Source organism: Mesorhizobium sp. P2_F7 (assembly GCF_056403695.1).
In genome coordinates, this window is the sequence record NZ_JBFUFA010000015.1 from 83,915 (window position 1) to 105,221 (window position 21,307).

Here is a 21,307-nt window from a genome sequence, read left to right on the forward strand (position 1 = left end):
CATGCCACGGGGCTTTTCCGCCACCTTGCCGATCAACCGGAAAGAGGGAAAACAGACGCAACCAGTCTCATTTGTCGAGAAGGCCGGAATCTCCCGGCCCAAGCGCCTATGGGCTGCATATGGCTGAGTTCGCCCCGGAATGCAAGGGGTGTCATGTTGCAGCGCAGCAAAATGACGGCGAAAGCGGCGCTTGCGCACGCCTGCGGGCATCATTACCACAAAGAGAGCTTCCATTTCTGGGGACCGAGCGATGAAGGACGTGCTGAAGGAACTCGAGCGTCGCCGCGACATCGCCCGCATGGGCGGCGGCCAGGCCCGCATCGACGCCCAGCACAAGAAGGGCAAGCTCACGGCGCGCGAACGCATCGAGGTGTTCCTCGACGAAGGTTCGTTCGAGGAGTTCGACATGTATGTCGAGCACCGCTCGACCGATTTCGGCATGGAGAAGACCAAGATCGCCGGCGACGGTGTCGTCACGGGTTGGGGCACCGTCAACGGCCGCCCGGTCTACCTCTTCGCCAAGGACTTTACGGTGTTCGGCGGCTCGCTGTCGGAAGCGCATGCCGAGAAGGTCATCAAGGTGCAGGAGATGGCGCTGCGCAACCGCGCGCCGATCATCGGCCTCTACGATGCCGGCGGCGCCCGCATCCAGGAAGGCGTGGCGGCGCTTGGCGGCTATGCCGAGATTTTTCAGCGCAACGTGCTGGCGTCCGGCGTCATTCCGCAGATTTCCGTGATCATGGGTCCCTGTGCCGGCGGCGACGTCTATTCGCCGGCCATGACCGACTTCATCTTCATGGTGCGCGACACCTCCTACATGTTCGTCACCGGGCCGGATGTGGTGAAGACCGTGACCAACGAGACGGTGACGGCCGAGAGCCTCGGCGGCGCGTCCGTGCACACGACAAAGTCCTCGATCGCCGACGGCGCTTACGACAATGACGTCGAGGCGCTCCTGCAGATGCGCCGGCTGGTCGACCTTTTGCCGGCCTCCAACACGTCGGACCTTCCCGAGATCGAATGCTACCAGTCGGTCACCGACCACGACCTATCACTCGACCGGTTGATCCCCGACAATGCCAACAAACCCTATGATATCAAGGAGCTGATCCTGAAGGTCGCCGACGAAGGCGATTTCTTCGAGATCCAGCAGAACTTTGCCAAGAACATCGTCACCGGTTTCGGCCGTGTCGAAGGCCGCACGGTCGGCTTCGTCGCCAACCAGCCGATGGTGCTGGCCGGCGTGCTCGATTCCGACGCCAGTCGCAAGGCGGCGCGCTTCGTCCGCTTCTGCGACTGTTTCTCGATCCCGATCGTCACGTTCGTCGATGTCCCGGGCTTCCTGCCCGGTACCGCGCAGGAATATGGCGGCCTTATCAAGCATGGCGCCAAACTGCTGTTTGCCTATGCCGAGGCGACCGTGCCGAAGATCACCGTCATCACCCGAAAAGCCTATGGCGGCGCCTATGACGTGATGGCGTCAAAACACCTGCGCGGCGACATGAATTATGCCTGGCCAACGGCGCAGATCGCGGTGATGGGCGCTCGTGGCGCGGTCGAGATCATCTATCGCAAGGATATCGGCGACGCGGAGAAGATCGCAGCCCATACAAAGGCATACGAGGATCGCTTCCTGTCGCCCTTCGTCGCCGCCGAGCGCGGCTATGTCGACGAGGTGATCATGCCGCATTCGACCCGCCGCCGCATCGCCCGCGCACTCAGAATGCTGCGCAACAAGGACATGCAAAACCCCTGGAAGAAGCACGACAACATCCCGTTGTAGCCTCCAATGTCGCGACTGATCATCAGCGCCGGGCGGCGGTTCGGCAGGTTCGCGGTGCTGTTCTTCGTCGTTCCCGCTCTCATCATCTTCTGCGTCTGGATGTCCCTGCTCGACAGCCATCCGATCTGGTTCATTGCCAGCGGTTTTGTCGCCATGCCGATCGCGACCACCGCATTGGCGCTCCTGTTCGGCACATTGTTTGCCGGCTTTCGGCGCAGCAAGGTCAAGGGCATCAGTGAGGCGGAGGCGCCTGGCCGGTGGGCGCTCTGGCGGAGCGTCGCCGGGCCGCGCCGGGCAGCACGTACGGTTGTCGTACTAGAGGACGACCTGAATGCCAGCGTGCACGAAGAGCGCACGCTTTTCGGCCTTCTCGGCAACCGGCTGTTCCTGACCGTCGGCATTCCCATGCTGGCCGTGACCGATGAGACAGCCTTTGCCGCGATCCTCGCCCATGAGGACGCGCATGTGCGCAACAAGGACACCAATGGCAGCCTCAATCTGGCCGAGTTCGAAAACGGTTTCGGATTTGTCTTCGAGTATGCCCCGCCGGGCGAAACGATTACCGGCAGTCTGCTCCATTCCGCCATCGGCTGGCTGTCGCAATCGCTGGAACGGGAAAATATCCGGCTGTCGCGCGATGCTGAAATCAAGGCGGACCGGCACTCGGCATCCTCCGGCGATGCGGCTCAAGCTGCCCGCGCTCTGTTGCTCATCGGCGCCGCGGACATGCATTTCCAGGAAAAGGTCTATGATCCGCTGGACCATGAGTTGCGGGGCGCGCTGCGTGCGCCACGACCGCCGCTTGATCGGCTCCTGAGCACCGCCGAAGCGTTGCGGGAGCCCGCTTGCCTGAATGCCTTTGCCCGCAAGGCTTGGGAAAGCCCGCAGCGCGAAAAATCCACCCATCCATCATGGGCACAAAGGCTGGCCGCACTTGGCTATGCGCAGCCGCCCGATCTGGAACCGATAGCGGCAACCGCTCTGTCGACGCTGGTGGCTTCGAGCGCCGCCGAACGGCATATCGCGGAATTCAACGCCAAATGGACTGCGCGAATGGAAGACTATCTTCAGCGCTGAACCGTCGGCCTACTCTTCCTCCGCGGCGCCGAAGCCAGCATCCCTGGTGGCAGCAGTGGCGCTCGCCCAGGGTGTCGCGTGGTTGTCGATGCGCATCTGGAAGATGAAATAGGTCGGCGAGCAGTAGCCGATGCCTTTCACCTTGGCCGCGCCCGGCGTGTCCGGCGGCAGCGACTGGCACATGTAATCCTCGCGGCAGAAACGATCGGCCGAGCAGGCGGGACGGTTGCCGCGATTGACCGCGCCGCCGAGACACTGGTCGAAATTGTTGGTCGCCACGCAAGTGTCGAACTTCTTGCCGCCGACCATCCCGCAGATTTCATCGGGCATCGGCTTGCCCTTCTTGAAGGCGGCGAAGGTGCGGTCCTTGTCGTCGCAGGCGCGGTAGGCGATGCCCGCCGGCACGCCGATCTTCGGCGGCCGGCAGGTGTAGGCGGTCCGCGAAAAGGTCGGTGCGAAAGCGGCGAACTGGCCGGTGATCTTGTAGCGGTCGTTGAAAGGCTGCGACGGGTTGCTGGCGATCGACCCGGTCAGGCAGGGATGGCCGGAAAACATCTTTGGGCTGTCCTTGGGCAGCAGACATTGCGCCAGCGTGGTGCGAACGCCTGACGCGGTCGCCAGCGGCGTGCAGACGGTGCCGCCGCCGCATTGCCATGTCGCGCCGAAACGTTTTTCGTCGTCGGGCATCAGACACGGCATAGCCATTTCGGCCGGCGCGTAATCGACATCGCCGGCATCGGTCCACGTCGCCGGCGGCGCAAAGGACAGCGGCCGGTAGCGGTTCGGCTCCTTGCCTTCCGCTGCTGCGTGCAGCCAGGCCTGGCGTCGCGGAATCTCGGCATGGAGATGCGGCGAGATGCCGACCTCGATGCGGTTGAGCGGCGACGTCGTCTTGTCGTCAAGGCCGATGAAATGAAAGCCGGCGGTCGAACCCGCCTGGTGACAGCCCTGGCAGGCGCCATTGTCCAGCCGCTCGACCAGCGCCTCCGGCGTGCGCACCAGTTTCAGCGCTGCATAGTCGAGGCCGGCGAAATCCGTGGGCGCAAACAGCGGCGTGAACGGATGGTTGGCTTGCCTCGCGCTGCCGAAAGTCGACCACGAGATCACCTTCTTCGCCAGAAACTCGTCGGGGATCTCATAGACGCCGAGGTCGACCGCCGCGACATTGGCGCTGACATAGTCGGCGAGCCTTTTCTTCAGCGCCGCATCGCCCGAAAGCCGCGCAGTGTCAGGCGTGTTCTCCAACGGCTTCTCGCTGACCGCAGCGCCATCGACGCCAAAAATCCGCATGAGGTAGGCCGCCTGCCCGCCGAACTCGGTCTCCTGTCCCGAGGGGAACCGCACCACCTGCGCGTTGAGCTCGAGCTGCTTGAACGTCAGTTCCTCCGGTGCCAGCGGCCCGCCGGCGAGCCAGCCGGCATCGACATTTTCGTCGAGCTGCGGTGTCCAGCGCCCGGCAACGCCGACGCAGCCGCCATCGGCATCGGGCGCCACGCTGTAGACGGCGTTGAAGTTGAACGGCAGGCGCGAGGCAAGGACCTTGCCGTTCTTGCGGAAACTGTAGGCCAGGCGATAGATGAAGCGCACCTCGCCGCAGCTCTTGTCGCCTTGCAGCGCAGTGAAATCGCGCCGGTCGAGCCGGTTGACGACGCCGACCAGGCGGAAGCGCGCCGCCTCGGTCTTCAGCCAGCGCATGTCCATGATGCGGCCGACATTGCCGTCGGTCACCTCATAGAGCGTGCGCCCGCCGGCCTTCATCTCGGCCCGCAGTGCAGCGATATCGGCCGCCACCATGTCGACGACAGCATGATAGGCCGGCGCCTCGCTGTAGAGTGTCTTCAGATCGTCTTCGCCATCAACGGCGAAAAGACCGGCGAAGCCAAACCCCTTGGCATCGAGGGCGGCAAGCACCGACGGGTCATCGACGATGGTCACCGGCCCTTGCGCATGCACGCCTTGTGACGCAAACAGCGCTACGATGGCCGCGACGACGAGCACGAAATGCTTCATCCGATCGGCACCTTCTGCCGGGCTTCGACCAGTTCACGCAGCACTGGCACCAGCGCCAACGGCAGATCCTCGGCGATCAACCCCGGACCGAAGCGGCTACCGGCTTCGGCATGGATCCAGACCGCTGCGCAAGCGGCCTCGAATTCCTGCATGCCTTGCGCCAGCAGCGCAGCTAAAATGCCCGCCAGCACATCGCCCGACCCGGCGGTGGCGAGCCAGGGGGCACCATTGGGGTTGATCACGGCGCGGCCGTCGCGGGTTGCGATAACGGTATCGGCGCCCTTGTAGACAATCACGGCGTTGGCGCGCGCAGCGGCAGCCCGCGCCTTGGTGAGTTTCGACTGTTTCTTCTCACCGGCAATGTCGGGAAAAAGCCTGGCGAATTCGCCCTCATGCGGCGTCAACACCAATTCCGGCGCCAATGGCATGCGTGCGGTGTCAAACAGCGCCTGGGGCCGATGCGCCAATGACGTGATGGCGTCAGCGTCCAAAACAATGGCCGGGCGATGAGTTCCAAATGAACTCGCCCGACTCAAGTCAGCGACCGTCGCGATCAATTGCAACGCAAAATCCCCCACCTTGGGTTTCGGCCCGAGCCCTGGTCCGAACACCAACGCTCTGGGCCACCGCGTCGACAGGAATTCCTGCACTTCCTCCATCGAACCGGCCTCGCGCAGCATGATCGAGGTCAAATGCGCGGCGTTCACTTGCATGGCATTTTCAGGCGAGAGTACGGTCACCGCCCCTGCCCCAGCTCTGGCCGCTGCCATCGCCGACAGCCGCGCGGCACCCGTCGCGCTCGGCCCGCCGGAAAACACGCCGACATGGCCGCGCTTGTACTTATGCGTGTCGACCGCCGTTTTCGGGAAACTGCGCAGCCAGAAATCCGGCGTGTTCTCGAACGTCTTGATCTTCAGCTCATCGACGATCGAATCCGGAATGCCGATATCGGCAACGACGATCTCGCCGCACAGGCTGCGCCCCGGCATCAACAGATGGCCGGGCTTTTTCCGCACGAAGGTCACCGTCACATCGGCCTTGAAATAAGCGTTGGTCAAGCCGGTCTCGCCCGACACGCCGGAAGGCAGATCGATTGACACCACGGGCACGCGCTCCACGGCGGTCAGGCCTGAGACGGCAGAAGCATGCATCGATATGCTCTTCGACAGCCCCGCGCCATAGAGCGCATCCACGACGAGTTCACCTGCTTCGGGATAGCAGTGGCCAATGTGCTCCACCGGCAGATTGCAGGCCTCCGACGCCCGCGCCGCATCGCTCCCCGCTTTCTGCTTGCCTTCAGCCCAGACGGCGACGTTCACACCAGCCTCGGCCAGCAGTCGCGCCACGACATAGCCGTCGCCGCCATTGTTGCCGGGGCCGCACAGCACATGCACAAGGCTTGCGGCGGGATAGCGCGCCAGCACCACGGCAGCGACCGCTTCGCCTGCACGCTGCATCAGGCCGTAGCCGTCGAGCGGACCGGCTGCGATTGCCAGCCGGTCGGCCTCGCCCATCTCAGCCGGCGACAAGACTTCATTGCTCATGGATTGCCGATCCGCATTCGCCTCTTTGTCCCGGTCAAGCATTGTCCAGTTTCGGGTTCGAAGCAAACGGCCAGCCGCCGAGATGGCGTGCGGCCAATCCTTTCGCAGACTGGTGCCGCGGATCGGCGCGTGCCCGCAAAATGCGCGATCTGCCTAATTATCGTGCAGACGTCAGGAGCGGCAATGTGTAGGCTCCGAACACCCGCGCCGCTTCCGAAGCAGTGGATGACGCGAATGTGCATCCCCGCCCGGCGCGGCATTGGAATTGCGCGAAACCGCTTCTCGTGGGCTGAAATTGGCACAGTTCGTGCTTGATGGAGGCGCAAGCGGGGCGCACAACCCGTCTTTTTGGCAGTGGAGGCCACTTTTTACATGAAAAAGATCGAAGCGATCATCAAGCCGTTCAAGCTAGACGAAGTGAAGGAAGCGCTTCAGGAGGCCGGGCTGCAAGGCATCACCGTTACCGAAGCCAAGGGTTTCGGCCGCCAGAAAGGCCACACCGAACTCTATCGCGGCGCCGAATATGTCGTCGACTTCCTGCCCAAGGTGAAGATCGAAGTCGTGCTTGGCGACGATGCGGTTGAAGGCGCGATCGAAGCCATCCGCAAGGCGGCCCAGACCGGGCGCATCGGCGACGGCAAGATCTTCGTCTCCAACATCGAGGAAGTCGTTCGCATCCGTACTGGCGAAACGGGGATGGACGCCGTCTGAGGTTTCTGATTTCAGATATCTCGGTATCTGATTTCCGACAACTCCTCGAAACGTCATCAGACAGGGAAGAAATGACATGACGACAGCCAAAGACATCATGAAGCAGATCAAGGACAACGACGTGAAATTCGTCGACCTGCGCTTCACCGATCCGAAGGGCAAGCTGCAGCACGTGACGATGGATGTCATCGAGGTCGAGGAAGACATGTTCGCCGACGGCGTCATGTTCGACGGCTCCTCGATCGCCGGCTGGAAGGCGATCAACGAGTCCGACATGGTGCTGATGCCCGATCCCGACACCGTCCACATGGATCCGTTCTTCGCCCAGTCGACCATGGTCATCCTGTGCGACATCCTCGATCCGGTTTCGGGCGAATCCTACAACCGCGACCCGCGCGGCACCGCCAAGAAGGCCGAGGCCTACATGAAGGCTGAAGGCATCGGCGACACCATCTATGTCGGCCCGGAAGCCGAGTTCTTCGTGTTCGACGACGTCAAGTACAAGGCCGATCCCTACAACACCGGCTTCAAGCTCGACTCCACCGAATTGCCGTCGAACGACGACACCGATTACGAGACCGGCAACCTCGGCCACCGTCCGCGCATCAAGGGCGGCTATTTCCCGGTGCCGCCGATCGACAGCGCGCAGGACATGCGCTCCGAAATGCTGACCGTGCTGGCCGAAATGGGCGTGCGCGTCGAAAAGCACCACCATGAGGTGGCTGCCGCCCAGCACGAGCTCGGCATCAAGTTCGACACGCTGGTCCGCAACGCCGACAAGATGCTGATCTACAAGTACGTCGTGCACCAGGTTGCCAATGCCTATGGCAAGACGGCCACCTTCATGCCGAAGCCGATCTTCGGCGACAACGGCTCGGGCATGCATGTCCACCAGTCGATCTGGAAGAACGGCAAGCCGACCTTCGCCGGCAACGAATATGCCGGGCTGTCGGAAAGCTGCCTGTTCTACATCGGCGGCATCATCAAGCACGCCAAGGCGATCAACGCCTTCACCAACCCGCTGACCAACTCCTACAAGCGCCTGGTTCCTGGCTATGAAGCCCCCGTGCTGCTCGCCTACTCCGCGCGCAACCGCTCGGCCTCCTGCCGCATCCCGTTCGGCTCGTCGCCGAAGGCCAAGCGCGTCGAAGTCCGCTTCCCCGATCCGGGCGCGAACCCCTACCTCGCCTTCGCCGCCATGCTGATGGCCGGCCTCGACGGCATCAAGAACAAGATCCATCCGGGCCAGCCGATGGACAAGGACCTTTACGACCTGCCGCCGAAGGAATTGAAGAAGATCCCGACCGTCTGCGGCTCGCTGCGCGAAGCGCTGCAGAGCCTCGACAAAGACCGCGGTTTCCTGAAAGCCGGCGGCGTCTTCGACGACGACCAGATCGACAGCTATATCGAGCTCAAGATGGCCGAAGTGATGCGCTTCGAAATGACCCCGCATCCGGTCGAATACGACATGTACTATTCGGTCTGATCGGCCGTCTCCGCGACAAAGAAAAACCCCGGCGGAAACGCCGGGGTTTTTGTTTCAGGAGGCTATGACCCGCCCGGCCTTTCGTCGTGCGTGGTCCGCGCCGACAAGGTCGCGGCGGTTTCTTGCAATGACGTCCTCGGCAACCGGAACAGGTTCGAGACCGGCAAACTTGCGATAGAGGACAGCACCCACAACCGTCGGCAAAGTGGCGAGAAGCACCAGCGGCCCCGCGGCGCCGAATGTAACAAGAGCCATTACCGGAGCCGCCAGCAATCCGCCAACACCATACGCCAGATATCCGGTCTTGCTCATCGATCGCAGCGCAAAATGGGCGATGGCAATGAGGATCAGAACCGGCATCCCGGTGAACAGCGCAATGGCGCCCCTTGCCACCAGGTCACTCACCAGCACATCAATCAGATTTCGGGGGTGTATTGATTTACCGAGGCGCTCCAGATCATGCATGTAAGACCTGAGATCCAGGATCCCCTGAAGTATGGTGCTTAGCACGCCACCCAGGATGGATGCGCCAACCAGAGACAGCAGCGAGGTCCGCACACGCAAAGGCCCGGCAAAGTACTCCGTTCCCTCGTGCACGAATGCGCCGTCGGCGGTAACCGGCGTCTTTGTAGTCGCAGCTTGTGCACGACCAGGCCGACCATGCGATCCGGTCTCTGTTTCGCCGGCACCAGCGGTGGCGAGGCGGCGATAGGCGGCATTCATTCCGTCGAGATCTTCGACAGCACCGTCCACTCCGGCTGACTTGCGGTATGCCAGGCCGATAGCCGCACCGATGCAGGCGGGCATGAACAAACCCGTCGACAGGTTTCCCGTCGCCGCCAGTTGTTCGAACGTGCCGGACGCAAGATGCAATACGAACAGCGGCAAGGCGCAAACGGTCCCGAGCGCGGCATAGGCCCAAGGCTTGATTATGCCGAGATGGCGCAACGCCAGATGTCCCGCCGTGAATATCACGGCGAACACGATACCGCCCTTGAGTATCGTCAGAAGAACGGCATCGTTGCTGAAATCGCGGAGCGGTTCCGTGCCCCAGCCGCGTATGCTCGCCGCGACCAGATAGAAACCAAACGCCAGCCCCGCCACAAATAGTTTCGGATAATGCGTACCAATACGGTTCATGCACAGGCCCCCTTGGAAGCGACCCCTATAGGAGGCTCCTTAAAATTGCACAAAGCAGCCAAGTAAAATGCCGATTGTTCCAGAAATTGTACATGACCAAGCTCAATAGAGCCGGCAGGTAGCTGTTGATTGCATTTGAACAAAAAGAACCCCGGCTTTCGCCGGGGTTCTCGCATGGACAGACAGGCCGGAGGGCTGGCGTCTATCCAGCAAGCTCGTCGGGACCGTGCAGCGTCCAGTCGGCTCGCCGCGCCAGCACCAGCACGTAGTAGATTGCGGCCACCGCCATGATCAGCACCGTGGCAATCAGGCTCGGCCGCCCGAAAGCGGCGTCAAGCAGGTTCTGGTAGGCGACATAGATCAGCGCCACGAAGGCAAGGATCGCCGGCACCGGAAACAGCGGCATGCGATAGTGCCCGCCTGAAGTCGTGCCGTTCCGGCGGCCGGCAAACGCCGCCACGCAAAGCAGCGCGTAGATCACCACCAGCGAGGTTCCGCTGACCACCAGCAACAGATTGATGTCGATGAAGCAGGCAATCGCCCCCAGCACCGACACCACGATGGTGGCGACCCAGGGCGAAGCGTAGCTGCCATGCACCGAGGCGACGGCAGCGTTGATCGGACCGAACCAGGTCTTGTCGCGGCCCGAGCTGAACAGCAGCCGCGCCGCCTGCAGGATGATGGCGATGACCGCGTTGAAGATGGCGACCGCTATCGCCAGGCTGATCAGCACCGTCAGCGCGTGTCCGCCGCGCGCCTCGAGAAAGTACTCGATCTTCTGCGGGGCCGCGAGCAACCCGGCAAGGTCGGGCGAACCGAGCAGCACCGCCGTGAGCGGAATGAGTTCGGCCGCCACCGTGATCAGCAGCGCCCAGACGACGATCTTGCCAATGTTGCGCTTGGCGTCGTGCGTCTCCTCGCCGAAATAGGCGGCGGCACCATAGCCATTGTAGGCAAAGAGCGAGACTGCGGTGGCCGCCAGGATGAGGCCGGCCGATGCCGGCACCAGCGTGTTGGTCGTGGCGTCGAGCAATTGCGGCGTCGTAAACAGGCTGGAAAGCGGTCGCTCGACATGGGCGAAGCCAAGCCCTGTCAGGACCAGCAGCGCCAGCATCTCGATGCCCAGGAAGATGCCGGTGACGAAGGCGTTGAGCTTGATGCGCATGGCCGCAACCGTGCCGGCCAGCGCAATCGTCAACACGCCCACCCATTGCGGGCTGAGATTGGGGATGAGCACACCGAGATAGGTGCCGACGCCGAGCGCGATGACGGCAACGATCAGCACGATCGACACGAACACCAGCACCAGCGTGACAAACCCCCAGAAACGGCCGAGCGTGCGGCCGATCATGGTGTATTCGCCGCCCGCCATCGGATAGGCCGATGACAGTTCGGCATAAACGAAGGCCATGAACAGGCCGATGATTGCGGCGATGACGAAACTCAGGAATGAGCCGGTGCCGGCGAGCGCAATGACACCCGGCACGATGATGAAGACCGAGGATGCCGGTGTCACCGCCGACAGCACGATCATCAGCGTGCCCAGTGCGTTGAGCGCCCGGTCAAGCCCCTTGGCGCATGGTGCAGCCTTGTCGACGGCCGCGTTTGTGGCTTCGTGTGTGGACATTATCCTCCCCTTTTTTTTAATTGGATAAAAATTATTATCCGCAGCGGAACCTATCCACGTCGCTACAAACCGTCAACAAATATGCGATATGCCGGCTTGCAAAAATCCAAAGGCCAGTTTTAATTGAATTGAATTCAGGGAACGAACCATGGGCAGACCCAAGACACAGACCGATCGCCGCCTGACGCTGGTCGCAGCAGCCGAATCGATGATCGCCAGGCGCGGCCTCGCCGGCGTCACCTTGCGCGATGTCGCCAACGAAGCAGGCATGAGCTCGAGCGCCCTGCTCTATTACTATCCCGGCCTCAAGGAACTGCTCGACGACGTGCAGAAAAAGGCGGTCGAGCGCTTCTGCACCCAGCGCGCCGCGTCGGTCGCCACGATTGCCGATCCGCGCCTGCGGCTGAAGACAATGATCGAAAGCGGACTGCCGACCGACCAGGACGACCAGCTCTGCCGGCTGCTGCTCGAGCTTGGCGCCTATTCGCGCTCGGACGCCAGCTATGCCGCCCGCCACATCACTTTGTTCGAGCGCCAGGTGGCGATCTATATCGGCATTCTTGAAGCGGGTGCAGCCACAGGCGCCTTCAAGCTGAAGGGCGTCAGCGAGATCATCGCCCGCAGCCTGGTCGTGCTGGAAGACGGCCTTGGTCTCCACCTCGTCAATGTCGTGCCGGCCGTCGACCAGGCTTCGGCGCTGGCGATCCTCACCAGTTACGCCGAACTCGCGACCGGCTGCAGCCTTCGCTGAGCCGGCTATCAACGGAGCATCTCTTCAGCATGGACCAGCGGATCGCCTCGACCGTCACGCCTTCCGGCAAGCAACGCGCCCGTGGCTTGGGAATCCCTCTGCCGGGCACGCCAGGCCCTGCCAACGCCATCACCGATGTCGATGGCGTGCTGGTCGGCTATTCCACCATCATCAAGGGGGAAGGCAAGCTCAGCCTTGGGCATGGACCGGTCCGCACCGGCGTCACCGCCATCCTGCCGCTGGGCCGCGACGGCGTTGGAGCCGCCTGTGCTGCCGCCTATCATTCCTTCAACGGCAATGGCGAGATGACCGGCGCTTCATGGCTGGAGGAAGCCGGCAGCCTCAACATGCCGATCCTGATCACCAACACGCACGCTGTCGGCCCCTGCCATCGTGGCGTCATCGACTGGGTGGCGCGCAACAAGCCCGATGTCGCCAAGCAATGGCTGCTGCCGGTGGTGGCAGAAACCTGGGACGGCTATCTCAACGACATTAACGGCTCGCATGTCGGCGTCGACCATGCCATCGCGGCGATCGACAGCGCCGCCGGCGGCGCCATCGAGGAAGGCTCGGTCGGCGGCGGCACCGGCATGAACTGCTACGCCTTCAAGGGCGGCTCCGGCAGCGCGTCGCGGATTGTCGATTACGGCTACCGCTCCTACACGGTCGGCGTCTTCCTGCAGGCCAATTTCGGCTCGCGCCATGAACTCAGCATCGCCGGCGCGCCGCTGGGCGCCGCACTGGCCGACGACAATCCGATGGAAGCCTATTTCAGCGGTGGGCCGACCGGCGCCGGCTCCTGCATCGGCATCGTCGCCACCGACGCGCCGCTGTTGCCCGGCCAGTGCAAGGCATTGGCCCGCCGCGTACCGCTCGGGCTGGCGCGTACCGGCACCGCCGGCTCGCATTTCTCCGGCGATATCTTCCTCGCCCTCTCGACCGCCAATCCGGATGCGCTCAACGGCCGCTTCCCGAAGGGCGCGCCGACCCGTGAGAGCTACAGCCATATGGACTTCATTCCCTGGGGCAGGATGGACGATTTCTACACGGCCGTGGTGCAAGCGACCGAAGAGGCCGTGCTCAACGCGCTGATCGCCAACACCGAAATGACCGGCCGCGACGGCAATCGCACCCCTGCTCTGCCGCACGACAAAGTGGTGGCGGCGCTGAAAGCGCGCGGCGTCATCGCCGGCTGACGGGCACTCGCACAAACTGCCATACGAAAAGAGCCACGGCATTTTCTGCCGGGGCTCTTTCTCGTCATGCGCTTGGAGCGGTCCTTTTCGGACCGCCACAGAATCAGGCAGCGGCTGAAACCTGGCCGGCGGTCGAAACCTCCGCGATGGTCTTCAGGATCTGCGAAGCGATCTGGTAGGGGTCGCCCTGCGAGTTCGGGCGGCGATCTTCCAGGTAGCCCTTGTAGTCATTGTTGACGAAGGAATGCGGCACGCGGATCGAGGCGCCGCGGTCGGCGATGCCGTAGCTGAACCGGTTCCACGGCGCGGTCTCGTGCTTGCCGGTCAGGCGCTTGTCGTTGTCCGGGCCGTAGACGGCGATGTGGTCCATCAGGTTCTTGTCGAATTGAGCCATCAGCGCTTCGAAATAGGCCTTGCCGCCGACTTCGCGCATATAGGCGGTCGAGAAGTTGGCATGCATGCCCGAGCCGTTCCAGTCGGTGTCGCCGAGCGGCTTGCAGTGATACTCGATGTCGATCTCGTACTTCTCGGTCAGGCGCTGCAAGAGATAGCGGGCCATCCACATCTGGTCGGCGGCTTTTTTCGAGCCCTTGCCGAAGATCTGGAATTCCCACTGGCCCTTGGCCACTTCGGCGTTGATGCCTTCATGGTTGATGCCGGCGGCGAGGCACTGGTCGAGATGCTCCTCGACGATCTGGCGCGCGACCGGGCCGACATTGGAATAGCCGACGCCGGTGTAGTACGGACCCTGCGGCGCCGGATAGCCGCTCTCGGGGAAGCCGAGCGGACGGCCGTCCTTGTAGAAGAAATACTCCTGCTCGAAGCCGAACCAGGCGCCCTCGTCGTCGAGGATGGTGGCGCGCTTGTTGGAAGCATGCGGCGTCACGCCATCGGGCATCATCACTTCGCACATCACCAGCACACCATTGGTGCGGGCCGGATCCGGGAACACGGCGACCGGCTTCAGCACGCAGTCGGAGCTGTGGCCCTCGGCCTGCTGCGTCGAGGAACCGTCGAAGCCCCACAGCGGCAGCTGCTCGAGCGTCGGGAACTCGGCGAACTCCTTGATCTGGGTCTTGCCGCGCAGATTAGGGACCGGGGTGTATCCATCGAGCCAGATGTACTCGAGCTTGTATTTCGTCATTCTAGAGCCTCTCGTTGCTTGATCACCGAAGCTGGATAGTGCGGGCGCATGCCGAACCATCCGGCAGACCGGCTGCCGGGTCATAAAATGCAAGTCATGTGCCATTTCCACTGCGCGGGGTGCGTCAAAAGTGCCCTTTCATCCCGGTGATCCGGCCAAGCCGCCTAAGCAATGTGCCGGGATCGATGAAAGGCCAAATCTGCTTAAATAACAGGCAAATGCTGATCTTTCTTTAGGCATCTTGCCTAACTGTGTTGCAGGACTTACTTTCATGGAAGATGAATCGACCAGCCTCTCCAGAAGAAAGGAGACCGACCATGGAAATCACGTCAGCCCGTCCGTCGGCAAAAATCCTGATGTTCCCGCTGGCAGCGCGCACGGCTGCCTCAAATTTAGGCGTCAAGGCCAAGTTTGCGGCAGAGCTTGCTTTGCTGCGCGATCACCCGTTGGACTATGGCGAGGCCTGGTACCATGAGGCCGCCATCGCGGAAGCCGGCCAGCCTCGCAAGAGCTAGGCACTTGCAGGGCAACAGCTGAAAGCAGGCCTGAACAATTGAAAAACCCGGCGCGATCGCTCGCGCCGGGTTTTTCTTTTGCACGTAGCGCTCCGCCTAGTCCTTGGCGTGCAGGTCGGTGCCGAGCGTATCCCTGACGAAGATCATGCCGATGATCAGCGACATCGCCGCGATCACCACCGGATACCAAAGGCCGTAGTAGATATCGCCCTTGAAGGCACTGAACGCGAACACGATCGCCGGCAGGAAGCCGCCGAACCAGCCATTGCCGATGTGGTAGGGCAGCGACATGCCGGTGTAGCGGATGCGGGTCGGGAACATCTCGACCAGGATCGCCGCGATCGGCCCGTAGACCATGGTCACGTAGAGGACCAGGATGAACAGGATGCCGATGACCTTTGCCCAGTTGACCTGGGCCGGGTCGGCAAACATCGAGAACGCACCCGAAGCCGGAATGCTGTAGACGGTCACCTCGGTGGCGCCGGCAGCTTCATCCTTGGTCAGGATCTTGTCCTTGATCGCCTGATCGGTCGGAACCGCGGCCTTCTCGCCGGCCCGGATGGCTGCCGCGTCGAGCTTCAGCTCGGGATTGGCCGCAACAAAGGCGTCGAGCTTCTGGTCGGCAACCTTCGATGCCGCACGCTTCAGCGGATAACCACCATCCTGCAAGGCAATATTGATTGCCTTGCCGAAGGCTGCCTCTTTGGCCTTCACCTGGTCACCAGCCGCGACCGCGTCATAGGATTCAGCTGTCTCGTTGCCGATCTTGACTGTAGCAGGCGTTCCGGGTGCTGCCGTCGTTACGACATCATAAGGCACCGAGTTCCTGGTGAGAAACGCGGTCGCGATATCACATGACGTCGTGTATTTGATGGTGCCCGTGGGGTTGAACTGGAACTTGCAGTCCCCCGGTGCCGCGGTCACCGTCGCACGTGTTGCCTGTTGTGCCGTTGCCAGGGCAGGATTAGCCGCCCAAGTCAGCGCCTTGAACAGCGGGAAAGTGGTGACGATCGCCAGCGCAAGACCCGCCATGATGATCGGCTTGCGGCCGATCTTGTCGGACAGCCAGCCGAACACGACGAAGAAGATCGCGCCGATGGCCAGCGCGATGGCGACCATGATGTTGACCGACTGCGCGTCCACCTTGAGCACGTTGGTGAGGAAGAACAGTGCGTAGAATTGGCCGTTGTACCAGACCACGGCCTGGCCGGCGGTGAGGCCGAAAAGCGCCAGCAGCGCAATTTTTGCATTCTTCCATTGGCCGAAGGCTTCCGACAAAGGCGCCTTGGAGCCCTTGCCCTCTTCCTTCATACGGACGAAGGCTGGCGATTCCGAAAGCGTCAGGCGAATCCAGACCGATATTGCGAGCAGGATGGCCGAGAGCAGGAATGGAATGCGCCAGCCCCAGGCCGCGAAATCCTCCTTGCTCAACGAATTCTGCACGGCCAGGATGATGATCAGCGACAGGAACAGGCCAAGCGTCGCTGTCGTCTGAATCCACGACGTATAGAAGCCACGGCGATCGTCGGGTGCATGTTCGGCGACATAGGTCGCGGCACCGCCATACTCACCGCCGAGCGCCAGGCCCTGCAGCATGCGCAGCCCAACCAGGATGATGGGCGCCGCAATGCCCCAGCTCGCCGAACCGGGAAGCAGGCCGACCAGGAAGGTCGACAGGCCCATGATCGTGATGGTGACGAGGAATGTGTATTTGCGGCCGACGAGATCGCCGATGCGGCCGAACACCAGCGCGCCGAACGGGCGTACGAGGAAGCCGGCGGCGAAAACCAGCAGCGTGAAGATGTTGCGCGTCCCCTCCGGATAAGAGGCGAAGAAGGTGGTGCCGATCGCGGCCGCCAATGCGCCATAGAGATAGAAATCGTACCATTCGAAAACCGTGCCGAGCGAGGAAGCGAAGATGACTTTCTTCTCCTCCCGCGTCATGCCGCGGCTGCTTCCGCCGGCGGTCGATGCCATTGCCATGAGAAATGTCCTCCCGTGAGATCCCGTCTGTCTTCGATGCCGGGCGTCACGGTCGGCGTTCCCTCTGAACGCGACTCAGCCCAGCCATCGGCGTAAAAAATGACAGAAAGCGGCAGGCGGAGGCAGAGAGACCTTGGGTTTATGACTTTCGTATTAGGTGCAGTGCGGCAAAGACCGGAGATCAGGCCTTGAGCGCGTCCAGCAGGCTGACGGCGGCCATCATGTCGCGTTTGCGGGCAGCGCGACGCGACACCGCTTCGGCATCCTGGCCCCAATGCTCGACCTGCCAGTCTTCGTCGACATGGCCGGCCGCCCAGGCCGCTTCGCCGTCAAGCGCGCCGTAGTCGACCGCAAGCGCAAGCAGCGCCGAACCGGTCAGCGAGGTCATGACATGGATGGCGGCCAGCCGCAGCGGCTCGGCGCGCTGGGCAAGATGGGCGCCGAGCACGGCGATGCTTTCGCGCGGCTGCTCGACATGGATGATGCCCTCGGCAAGGTTGAAGCGAGCGCCGAGCACGCTGCGCGCCCAGTCGATGACCGGGTCCCAATGCTGGTTCTGGCGCTCGATCAGGCCTTGTGGCGCGTCGGCGCGGTAGCAGGTGAGATCGGACGAGGCGAACCGCAACACGTCCTCAAGCACCGCTTGCGGGTCGCTGGCGACACCATCGATGGCGGTGTTGACCAGGCGCAGCACCGGCATCGTGACAGGATCGATGGTCTCGCCTTGCGCGTCGAATTCCCTGGCTACCAACTGTGCCGCCTGCTCGGTCGGCAGCGCAAGCAACGCCTTGCCCGGCGTGCGCACCGGTTTGCCGTCGAGATGGACAGCAAAACCCTCCTCGACGGCCGCAACCGAAACGTCCTTGTAGAAGCGCTTCGGTAGATGCGTCTTCATCTGGATCTGCGCGCGGCGCACTGGATCCGGATCGGAGAGCTGCTGCTTGCCTGCTTCGAGGTCGTTGAGGATATCGCGCATGTTGAACTCCTTAGCCCAAAACCTGCTTGCGCGCCGGCCGGTTGACGATGATCAGGCCGACTGCGATCAGCCCGAGCGCCACAAAAATCCTGACCGTCGGCGCCTCGCCCAGAATAATAGCGCCGCACAAGACGCCGAACACCGGCGATAGGAAGGCGAAGCTCGACAGGCCCGATGCCGGATAGCGCCGAAGCAGCCAGAACCACAACACATAGGTGAAGGCAACGACATAGATGGACTGGAACAGCAGCGCCCATGTCGACAGGGCAGTGACGTCACGGATCGGCGGGCCAGCAAACGGCATCACCAGGAAGCCGACGATGGCGGCGCCCGCCAGCTGGTAGAGCAGCAGCTTTTCGGCGCTGGTCTCGACCAGTTTCGAGCGCTTGATGACGATGCTGGTCGCCGCCCACAGAATGCCGGATTCGAGGCTGAGCAGATCGCCCGTCAGCGTCACTTTGTTGCCGCCGACAATCCCGTCGGAAAACACCGCCACCACGCCGCAAAAGGCAAGGACGAGCCCACCAAGCTTGCGCGCGTTGATGCGCTTGCCAAGCAGGAAATGGCCGCCGATCAGGACCCAGAACGGCATGGTGTTGACCAGCAGCGTGTTGCGGGCAACGGTCGTGTATTCCAGCCCGATATAGAGGCACAGGAACTCGACGCCGAACAGCACGCCGACAACGATGCCGGCGACCAGCGACCCGTCGGCCTCGAACAGTTTTATGCCGCGCAGCCGGCACCAGCCGAGGACGCAAAGCCCGCCAACGATCGAGCGTGCGATCGAGACGAAAACGGGGTCGTAGCCGGCATAGGAGATCTTGGCGGCGACATAGTTCAGCCCCCAGGAAAAGGTCAGCCCGACCATGATCGAGGCTGCCGCCAGATCGACCGCGTCGCGGCGATCCAATGCCGAGGCAACCGCCAATGTCAGTCCTCCGCGCTGGCGTCGTCGAAGCCGATCAGGTTCCAGCTCTGGCGCATATGCGGCGGCATCGGCGCGGTGACGTCGATGACGCCCTTGTCCGGATGCGGAATGACGATGCGGCGCGCATGCAGATGCAGGCGGTTTTGAATGCCGCCCGGGAAGTCCCAGTTGGTATCGGCCTCGAAATATTTGGGATCGCCGATGATCGGGCAGCCAATGTACGCGGCATGGACGCGAAGCTGGTGGGTGCGGCCGGTGTATGGCTCCATTTCGAGCCAGGTCATGGTCTGCGCCGCCTGCTCGATGATGCGGTAGTAGGACACGGCGTGGTCGGCGCCCTTTTCACCGTGGGCGGCGACGCGCACGCGGTCGCCGTCCTCGGTCGGTTCCTTGATCAGCCAGGTCGAGATCTTGTCCTCACGCTTGGGTGGCACGCCCTTGACCAGCGCCCAATAGGTCTTCTTGGTCTCGCGTGCGCGAAAGGACTCGGAGAGCTTCATCGCCGCAAGCCTGGTGCGGGCAACCACCAGCACACCCGACGTGTCGCGGTCGAGCCGGTGCACCAGGCGCGGCTTCTCGCCCTTCTGGCTGCGCCAGGCCTCCAGCATGTCGTCGACATTGCGGGTGACACCCGAGCCGCCCTGCACGGCCAGACCCGCCGGCTTGTTGAAGACGAAGACCTTCGGGTCTTCGTGGATCAGCATCTTGGCCAGCACATCGGCGTCGCCCTGGTTGCGGATCGAGTGACCCGTAAGCGCACTCTCGCCCTTCTTGTCGACCTCGAGCGGCGGCACGCGCACCACCTGGCCCGGCTCGACACGGCTGTCGGCCTTGACCCGGCCGCCATCGACGCGGATCTGGCCGGAGCGTAAGAGCTTCTGCAAATGGCCGAAGCCGAGGCCGGGGAAATGGGTCTTGAACCAGCGATCGAGCCGCATGCCCGCCTCGCCGGCCTCCACCGTGATCTGTTCAACGCCTGCCATGTTTTCGTTTATCCGTTTCCCGAACAGGCCTCAGCCTGCTCTTTGGCGCGGCAATAGCACTATCGGCTCGAAAATCGGAATCGATTTTCGGAAAGCTTAGATTCAAAGACGTTTGTGTGGGGCTAAACGGTCCTCGCTAGCCAAAGTCCCGCAAACAGCGCGACAATGGCGCCAATGACGCTGGCAAGCGCATATCCGAGTGCCGGGATCGTCGCTCCCCGCTCCCACAGCGTGGCGAAGTCGAGCGAAAAGGCCGAGAAGGTGGTGAAGCCACCGAAGATGCCGGTGGCGACGAACAGCCTCAATTCATTGGAACCACCTCGTCGCATCAAGGTCGCGATGAACAGCCCCATGGCAAAGGAGCCGACGATGTTGATGACCATCGTGCCCCAGGGGTAGTTCGGGCCGACGAGGCGCAAGGCGCCGATGTTGGTCAGGTGGCGAATGCCGGCGCCAATGCCACCGCCGACCACAACGAGAAGCAGATTGAACATGCCTGTTTACTGCCCTGGTGACGCCCTCAGGTCGTTTCGACCTTCTTTGCCTTGCTCGAACCGAGCATCTTCCAGTTCTTGTAGAACATGGCATTGATGCGCTCGACGCTGACCGAGACGATGGCGAGAAGGCCGGCGATGAGGCCAGGGAATGGCGACGGGCGGATGATGTCCATGAACACGCAGTAACGGCGCCCGTCATACTCGTTGACCGAGCGATGCAGCAGGGTGTCATCGAATATATAGAGCGGATTGTCGTACCAGTAGTTCCTGGCGCCGTTGCACTCGACGAAAATCTCGGCCTTCACCGGCAAGAGATTGTAGAGAATGCGCAGGCTGAGCCGCAGCGGTCCGAAATGCCAGGAGGTCGATTCCTTGCTTCTGAAGACAGAGACGGCGATGGTCTTGATGTATTTGAAATCCTTGTTGAATTCGGCGACGTTGTCGATCTTGTGCTTGCCGTACCACTGATAGACATACATGCCGCGCCGGGCGGTGCCGAAATTGGCGTCGATATCGGCGATGATCTCGTCCTTGCGCGCCTTGAAGACGTCGAGAACCTCATTGACCTCGCGCTGATAGTCCGGCGGAAACTGCTCCAGCTTCCATACGCCCGGGTTCCGGTAGCTAAGCAGATCGACCAGAAGGTTGAAGGGTGACAGCAGCCAGGTGAAAATGCCGTTGCCGAGGAAATAGCCGCGCAACAGCGACAGATCCTTGTTGGCATTGCGCAGCACGTCGATCAGTCCGCAGACGATCCAGATCGTCGTCAGGATCGGGATGAAATAGAAGCCGAGGGCGAGCAGCGGAACTGCAATCACAGCCTGGCGAAGCGATTTACGAAGGGATTTTTTCATTTTTTTCTCGCGCCGTCGGGCGCGATTCCTGTTGCGAACGACAATCGCCAAGCATCTTGGCGACGGCCACCCCCGAGGCCGTGCGCCTTGATAGGGTCTTTT

18 protein-coding genes are annotated in these 21,307 nt (G+C 62.3%); 7 read left to right on the forward strand and 11 right to left on the reverse strand.

From position 1 onward, the window contains the following. Positions 1-250: 250 nt before the first annotated feature. Both AC1DZ8_RS29915 and AC1DZ8_RS29920 read left to right on the forward strand, forming a co-directional pair. Entirely contained in the window at positions 251-1,783 is a 1,533-nt protein-coding gene (locus AC1DZ8_RS29915) for an acyl-CoA carboxylase subunit beta (protein WP_477305526.1), read from the forward strand. A gap of 6 nt (positions 1,784-1,789) precedes the next feature. Next, positions 1,790-2,860 carry a M48 family metallopeptidase gene (locus AC1DZ8_RS29920; protein ID WP_477305528.1) on the forward strand — a complete coding sequence of 357 codons (1,071 nt, stop codon included), beginning with the start codon at positions 1,790-1,792 and terminating at the stop codon, positions 2,858-2,860. Positions 2,861-2,869: 9 nt separating this feature from the next. On the opposite strand, the gene AC1DZ8_RS29925 is transcribed toward AC1DZ8_RS29920, so the two are convergent. Together AC1DZ8_RS29925 and AC1DZ8_RS29930 are read right to left on the reverse strand one after the other, a co-directional pair. After that, positions 2,870-4,870, reverse strand: a complete 2,001-nt coding sequence (locus tag AC1DZ8_RS29925) for a hypothetical protein (RefSeq protein WP_477305530.1) — start codon at positions 4,868-4,870, stop codon at positions 2,870-2,872. After that, positions 4,867-6,414 (reverse strand): NAD(P)H-hydrate dehydratase, encoded by a 1,548-nt coding sequence (locus AC1DZ8_RS29930; RefSeq protein ID WP_477305532.1) that lies wholly within the window; start codon positions 6,412-6,414, stop codon positions 4,867-4,869. Before AC1DZ8_RS29930 ends, AC1DZ8_RS29925 begins: the two co-directional genes overlap by 4 nt. A gap of 372 nt (positions 6,415-6,786) precedes the next feature. On the opposite strand from AC1DZ8_RS29930, the gene AC1DZ8_RS29935 reads away from it, so the two are divergent. Together AC1DZ8_RS29935 and glnA are read left to right on the forward strand one after the other, a co-directional pair. After that, positions 6,787-7,125, forward strand: a complete 339-nt coding sequence (locus AC1DZ8_RS29935; RefSeq protein ID WP_006205430.1) for a P-II family nitrogen regulator — start codon at positions 6,787-6,789, stop codon at positions 7,123-7,125. A gap of 76 nt (positions 7,126-7,201) precedes the next feature. Beyond that, positions 7,202-8,611, forward strand: coding sequence for a type I glutamate--ammonia ligase (gene glnA, locus AC1DZ8_RS29940; RefSeq protein ID WP_258601625.1), 1,410 nt, complete (start codon positions 7,202-7,204; stop codon positions 8,609-8,611). Between the two features lie 54 nt (positions 8,612-8,665). Here the strand turns inward: glnA and AC1DZ8_RS29945 are convergent, their stop codons facing one another. After that, entirely contained in the window at positions 8,666-9,751 is a 1,086-nt protein-coding gene (locus tag AC1DZ8_RS29945; protein ID WP_477305536.1) for a hypothetical protein, read from the reverse strand. 202 nt (positions 9,752-9,953) lie between these two features. Continuing rightward, positions 9,954-11,378, reverse strand: a complete 1,425-nt coding sequence (locus AC1DZ8_RS29950; protein WP_477305538.1) for an APC family permease — start codon at positions 11,376-11,378, stop codon at positions 9,954-9,956. A gap of 148 nt (positions 11,379-11,526) precedes the next feature. Between AC1DZ8_RS29950 and AC1DZ8_RS29955 the strand changes: the two genes are divergently transcribed. Further along, positions 11,527-12,129 carry a TetR/AcrR family transcriptional regulator gene (locus tag AC1DZ8_RS29955; RefSeq protein WP_477305540.1) on the forward strand — a complete coding sequence of 201 codons (603 nt, stop codon included), beginning with the start codon at positions 11,527-11,529 and terminating at the stop codon, positions 12,127-12,129. A 29-nt stretch (positions 12,130-12,158) separates the two neighbouring features. Next, positions 12,159-13,325 carry a DmpA family aminopeptidase gene (locus tag AC1DZ8_RS29960; protein WP_477305542.1) on the forward strand — a complete coding sequence of 389 codons (1,167 nt, stop codon included), beginning with the start codon at positions 12,159-12,161 and terminating at the stop codon, positions 13,323-13,325. A 103-nt stretch (positions 13,326-13,428) separates the two neighbouring features. Here AC1DZ8_RS29960 and AC1DZ8_RS29965 read toward each other — a convergent pair whose 3' ends face one another. After that, positions 13,429-14,469 carry a glutamine synthetase beta-grasp domain-containing protein gene (locus AC1DZ8_RS29965; RefSeq protein ID WP_477305544.1) on the reverse strand — a complete coding sequence of 347 codons (1,041 nt, stop codon included), beginning with the start codon at positions 14,467-14,469 and terminating at the stop codon, positions 13,429-13,431. A 317-nt stretch (positions 14,470-14,786) separates the two neighbouring features. Here AC1DZ8_RS29965 and AC1DZ8_RS29970 point away from each other — a divergent pair, with 317 nt between their 5' ends. Further along, complete coding sequence (locus AC1DZ8_RS29970) at positions 14,787-14,984, forward strand: DUF2735 domain-containing protein (protein ID WP_477305546.1); 198 nt, start codon at positions 14,787-14,789, stop codon at positions 14,982-14,984. Between the two features lie 96 nt (positions 14,985-15,080). Here AC1DZ8_RS29970 and AC1DZ8_RS29975 read toward each other — a convergent pair whose 3' ends face one another. The 6 genes from AC1DZ8_RS29975 to AC1DZ8_RS30000 form a co-directional block, all read right to left on the reverse strand. Beyond that, a complete protein-coding gene (locus tag AC1DZ8_RS29975; protein WP_477305548.1) occupies positions 15,081-16,967 on the reverse strand; it encodes an MFS transporter in 1,887 nt (628 codons plus the stop codon). Between the two features lie 181 nt (positions 16,968-17,148). After that, on the reverse strand, positions 17,149-17,943 hold the full coding sequence (locus AC1DZ8_RS29980) for an ATP12 family chaperone protein (protein WP_477305550.1): 795 nt from the start codon (positions 17,941-17,943) through the stop codon (positions 17,149-17,151). 10 nt (positions 17,944-17,953) lie between these two features. Beyond that, positions 17,954-18,811 carry a DMT family transporter gene (locus AC1DZ8_RS29985; protein WP_477305576.1) on the reverse strand — a complete coding sequence of 286 codons (858 nt, stop codon included), beginning with the start codon at positions 18,809-18,811 and terminating at the stop codon, positions 17,954-17,956. 62 nt (positions 18,812-18,873) lie between these two features. Continuing rightward, positions 18,874-19,854 (reverse strand): RluA family pseudouridine synthase, encoded by a 981-nt coding sequence (locus AC1DZ8_RS29990; RefSeq protein WP_142865539.1) that lies wholly within the window; start codon positions 19,852-19,854, stop codon positions 18,874-18,876. Positions 19,855-19,976: 122 nt separating this feature from the next. Continuing rightward, complete coding sequence (gene crcB, locus AC1DZ8_RS29995; protein WP_477305552.1) at positions 19,977-20,348, reverse strand: fluoride efflux transporter CrcB; 372 nt, start codon at positions 20,346-20,348, stop codon at positions 19,977-19,979. 26 nt (positions 20,349-20,374) lie between these two features. Next, a complete protein-coding gene (locus AC1DZ8_RS30000) occupies positions 20,375-21,205 on the reverse strand; it encodes an aspartyl/asparaginyl beta-hydroxylase domain-containing protein (protein WP_477305554.1) in 831 nt (276 codons plus the stop codon). Between the last annotated feature and the right edge of the window lie 102 nt (positions 21,206-21,307).

Bases quoted from the DNA above. Each gene is read 5' to 3' on its own strand.
- crcB (WP_477305552.1), bottom strand. From the start codon at position 20,348: ATGTTCAATCTGCTTCTCGTTGTGGTCGGCGGTGGCATTGGCGCCGGC.
- AC1DZ8_RS29970 (WP_477305546.1), top strand. From the start codon at position 14,787: ATGGAAATCACGTCAGCCCGTCCGTCGGCAAAAATCCTGATGTTCCCG.
- AC1DZ8_RS29975 (WP_477305548.1), bottom strand. From the start codon at position 16,967: ATGGCAATGGCATCGACCGCCGGCGGAAGCAGCCGCGGCATGACGCGG.
- AC1DZ8_RS30000 (WP_477305554.1), bottom strand. From the start codon at position 21,205: ATGAAAAAATCCCTTCGTAAATCGCTTCGCCAGGCTGTGATTGCAGTT.
- AC1DZ8_RS29915 (WP_477305526.1), top strand. From the start codon at position 251: ATGAAGGACGTGCTGAAGGAACTCGAGCGTCGCCGCGACATCGCCCGC.
- AC1DZ8_RS29965 (WP_477305544.1), bottom strand. From the start codon at position 14,469: ATGACGAAATACAAGCTCGAGTACATCTGGCTCGATGGATACACCCCG.
- AC1DZ8_RS29930 (WP_477305532.1), bottom strand. From the start codon at position 6,414: ATGAGCAATGAAGTCTTGTCGCCGGCTGAGATGGGCGAGGCCGACCGG.
- AC1DZ8_RS29935 (WP_006205430.1), top strand. From the start codon at position 6,787: ATGAAAAAGATCGAAGCGATCATCAAGCCGTTCAAGCTAGACGAAGTG.
- AC1DZ8_RS29925 (WP_477305530.1), bottom strand. From the start codon at position 4,870: ATGAAGCATTTCGTGCTCGTCGTCGCGGCCATCGTAGCGCTGTTTGCG.
- AC1DZ8_RS29950 (WP_477305538.1), bottom strand. From the start codon at position 11,378: ATGTCCACACACGAAGCCACAAACGCGGCCGTCGACAAGGCTGCACCA.
- AC1DZ8_RS29980 (WP_477305550.1), bottom strand. From the start codon at position 17,943: ATGCGCGATATCCTCAACGACCTCGAAGCAGGCAAGCAGCAGCTCTCC.
- AC1DZ8_RS29955 (WP_477305540.1), top strand. From the start codon at position 11,527: ATGGGCAGACCCAAGACACAGACCGATCGCCGCCTGACGCTGGTCGCA.
- AC1DZ8_RS29920 (WP_477305528.1), top strand. From the start codon at position 1,790: ATGTCGCGACTGATCATCAGCGCCGGGCGGCGGTTCGGCAGGTTCGCG.
- glnA (WP_258601625.1), top strand. From the start codon at position 7,202: ATGACGACAGCCAAAGACATCATGAAGCAGATCAAGGACAACGACGTG.
- AC1DZ8_RS29985 (WP_477305576.1), bottom strand. From the start codon at position 18,811: ATGGTCGGGCTGACCTTTTCCTGGGGGCTGAACTATGTCGCCGCCAAG.
- AC1DZ8_RS29960 (WP_477305542.1), top strand. From the start codon at position 12,159: ATGGACCAGCGGATCGCCTCGACCGTCACGCCTTCCGGCAAGCAACGC.
- AC1DZ8_RS29990 (WP_142865539.1), bottom strand. From the start codon at position 19,854: ATGGCAGGCGTTGAACAGATCACGGTGGAGGCCGGCGAGGCGGGCATG.
- AC1DZ8_RS29945 (WP_477305536.1), bottom strand. From the start codon at position 9,751: ATGAACCGTATTGGTACGCATTATCCGAAACTATTTGTGGCGGGGCTG.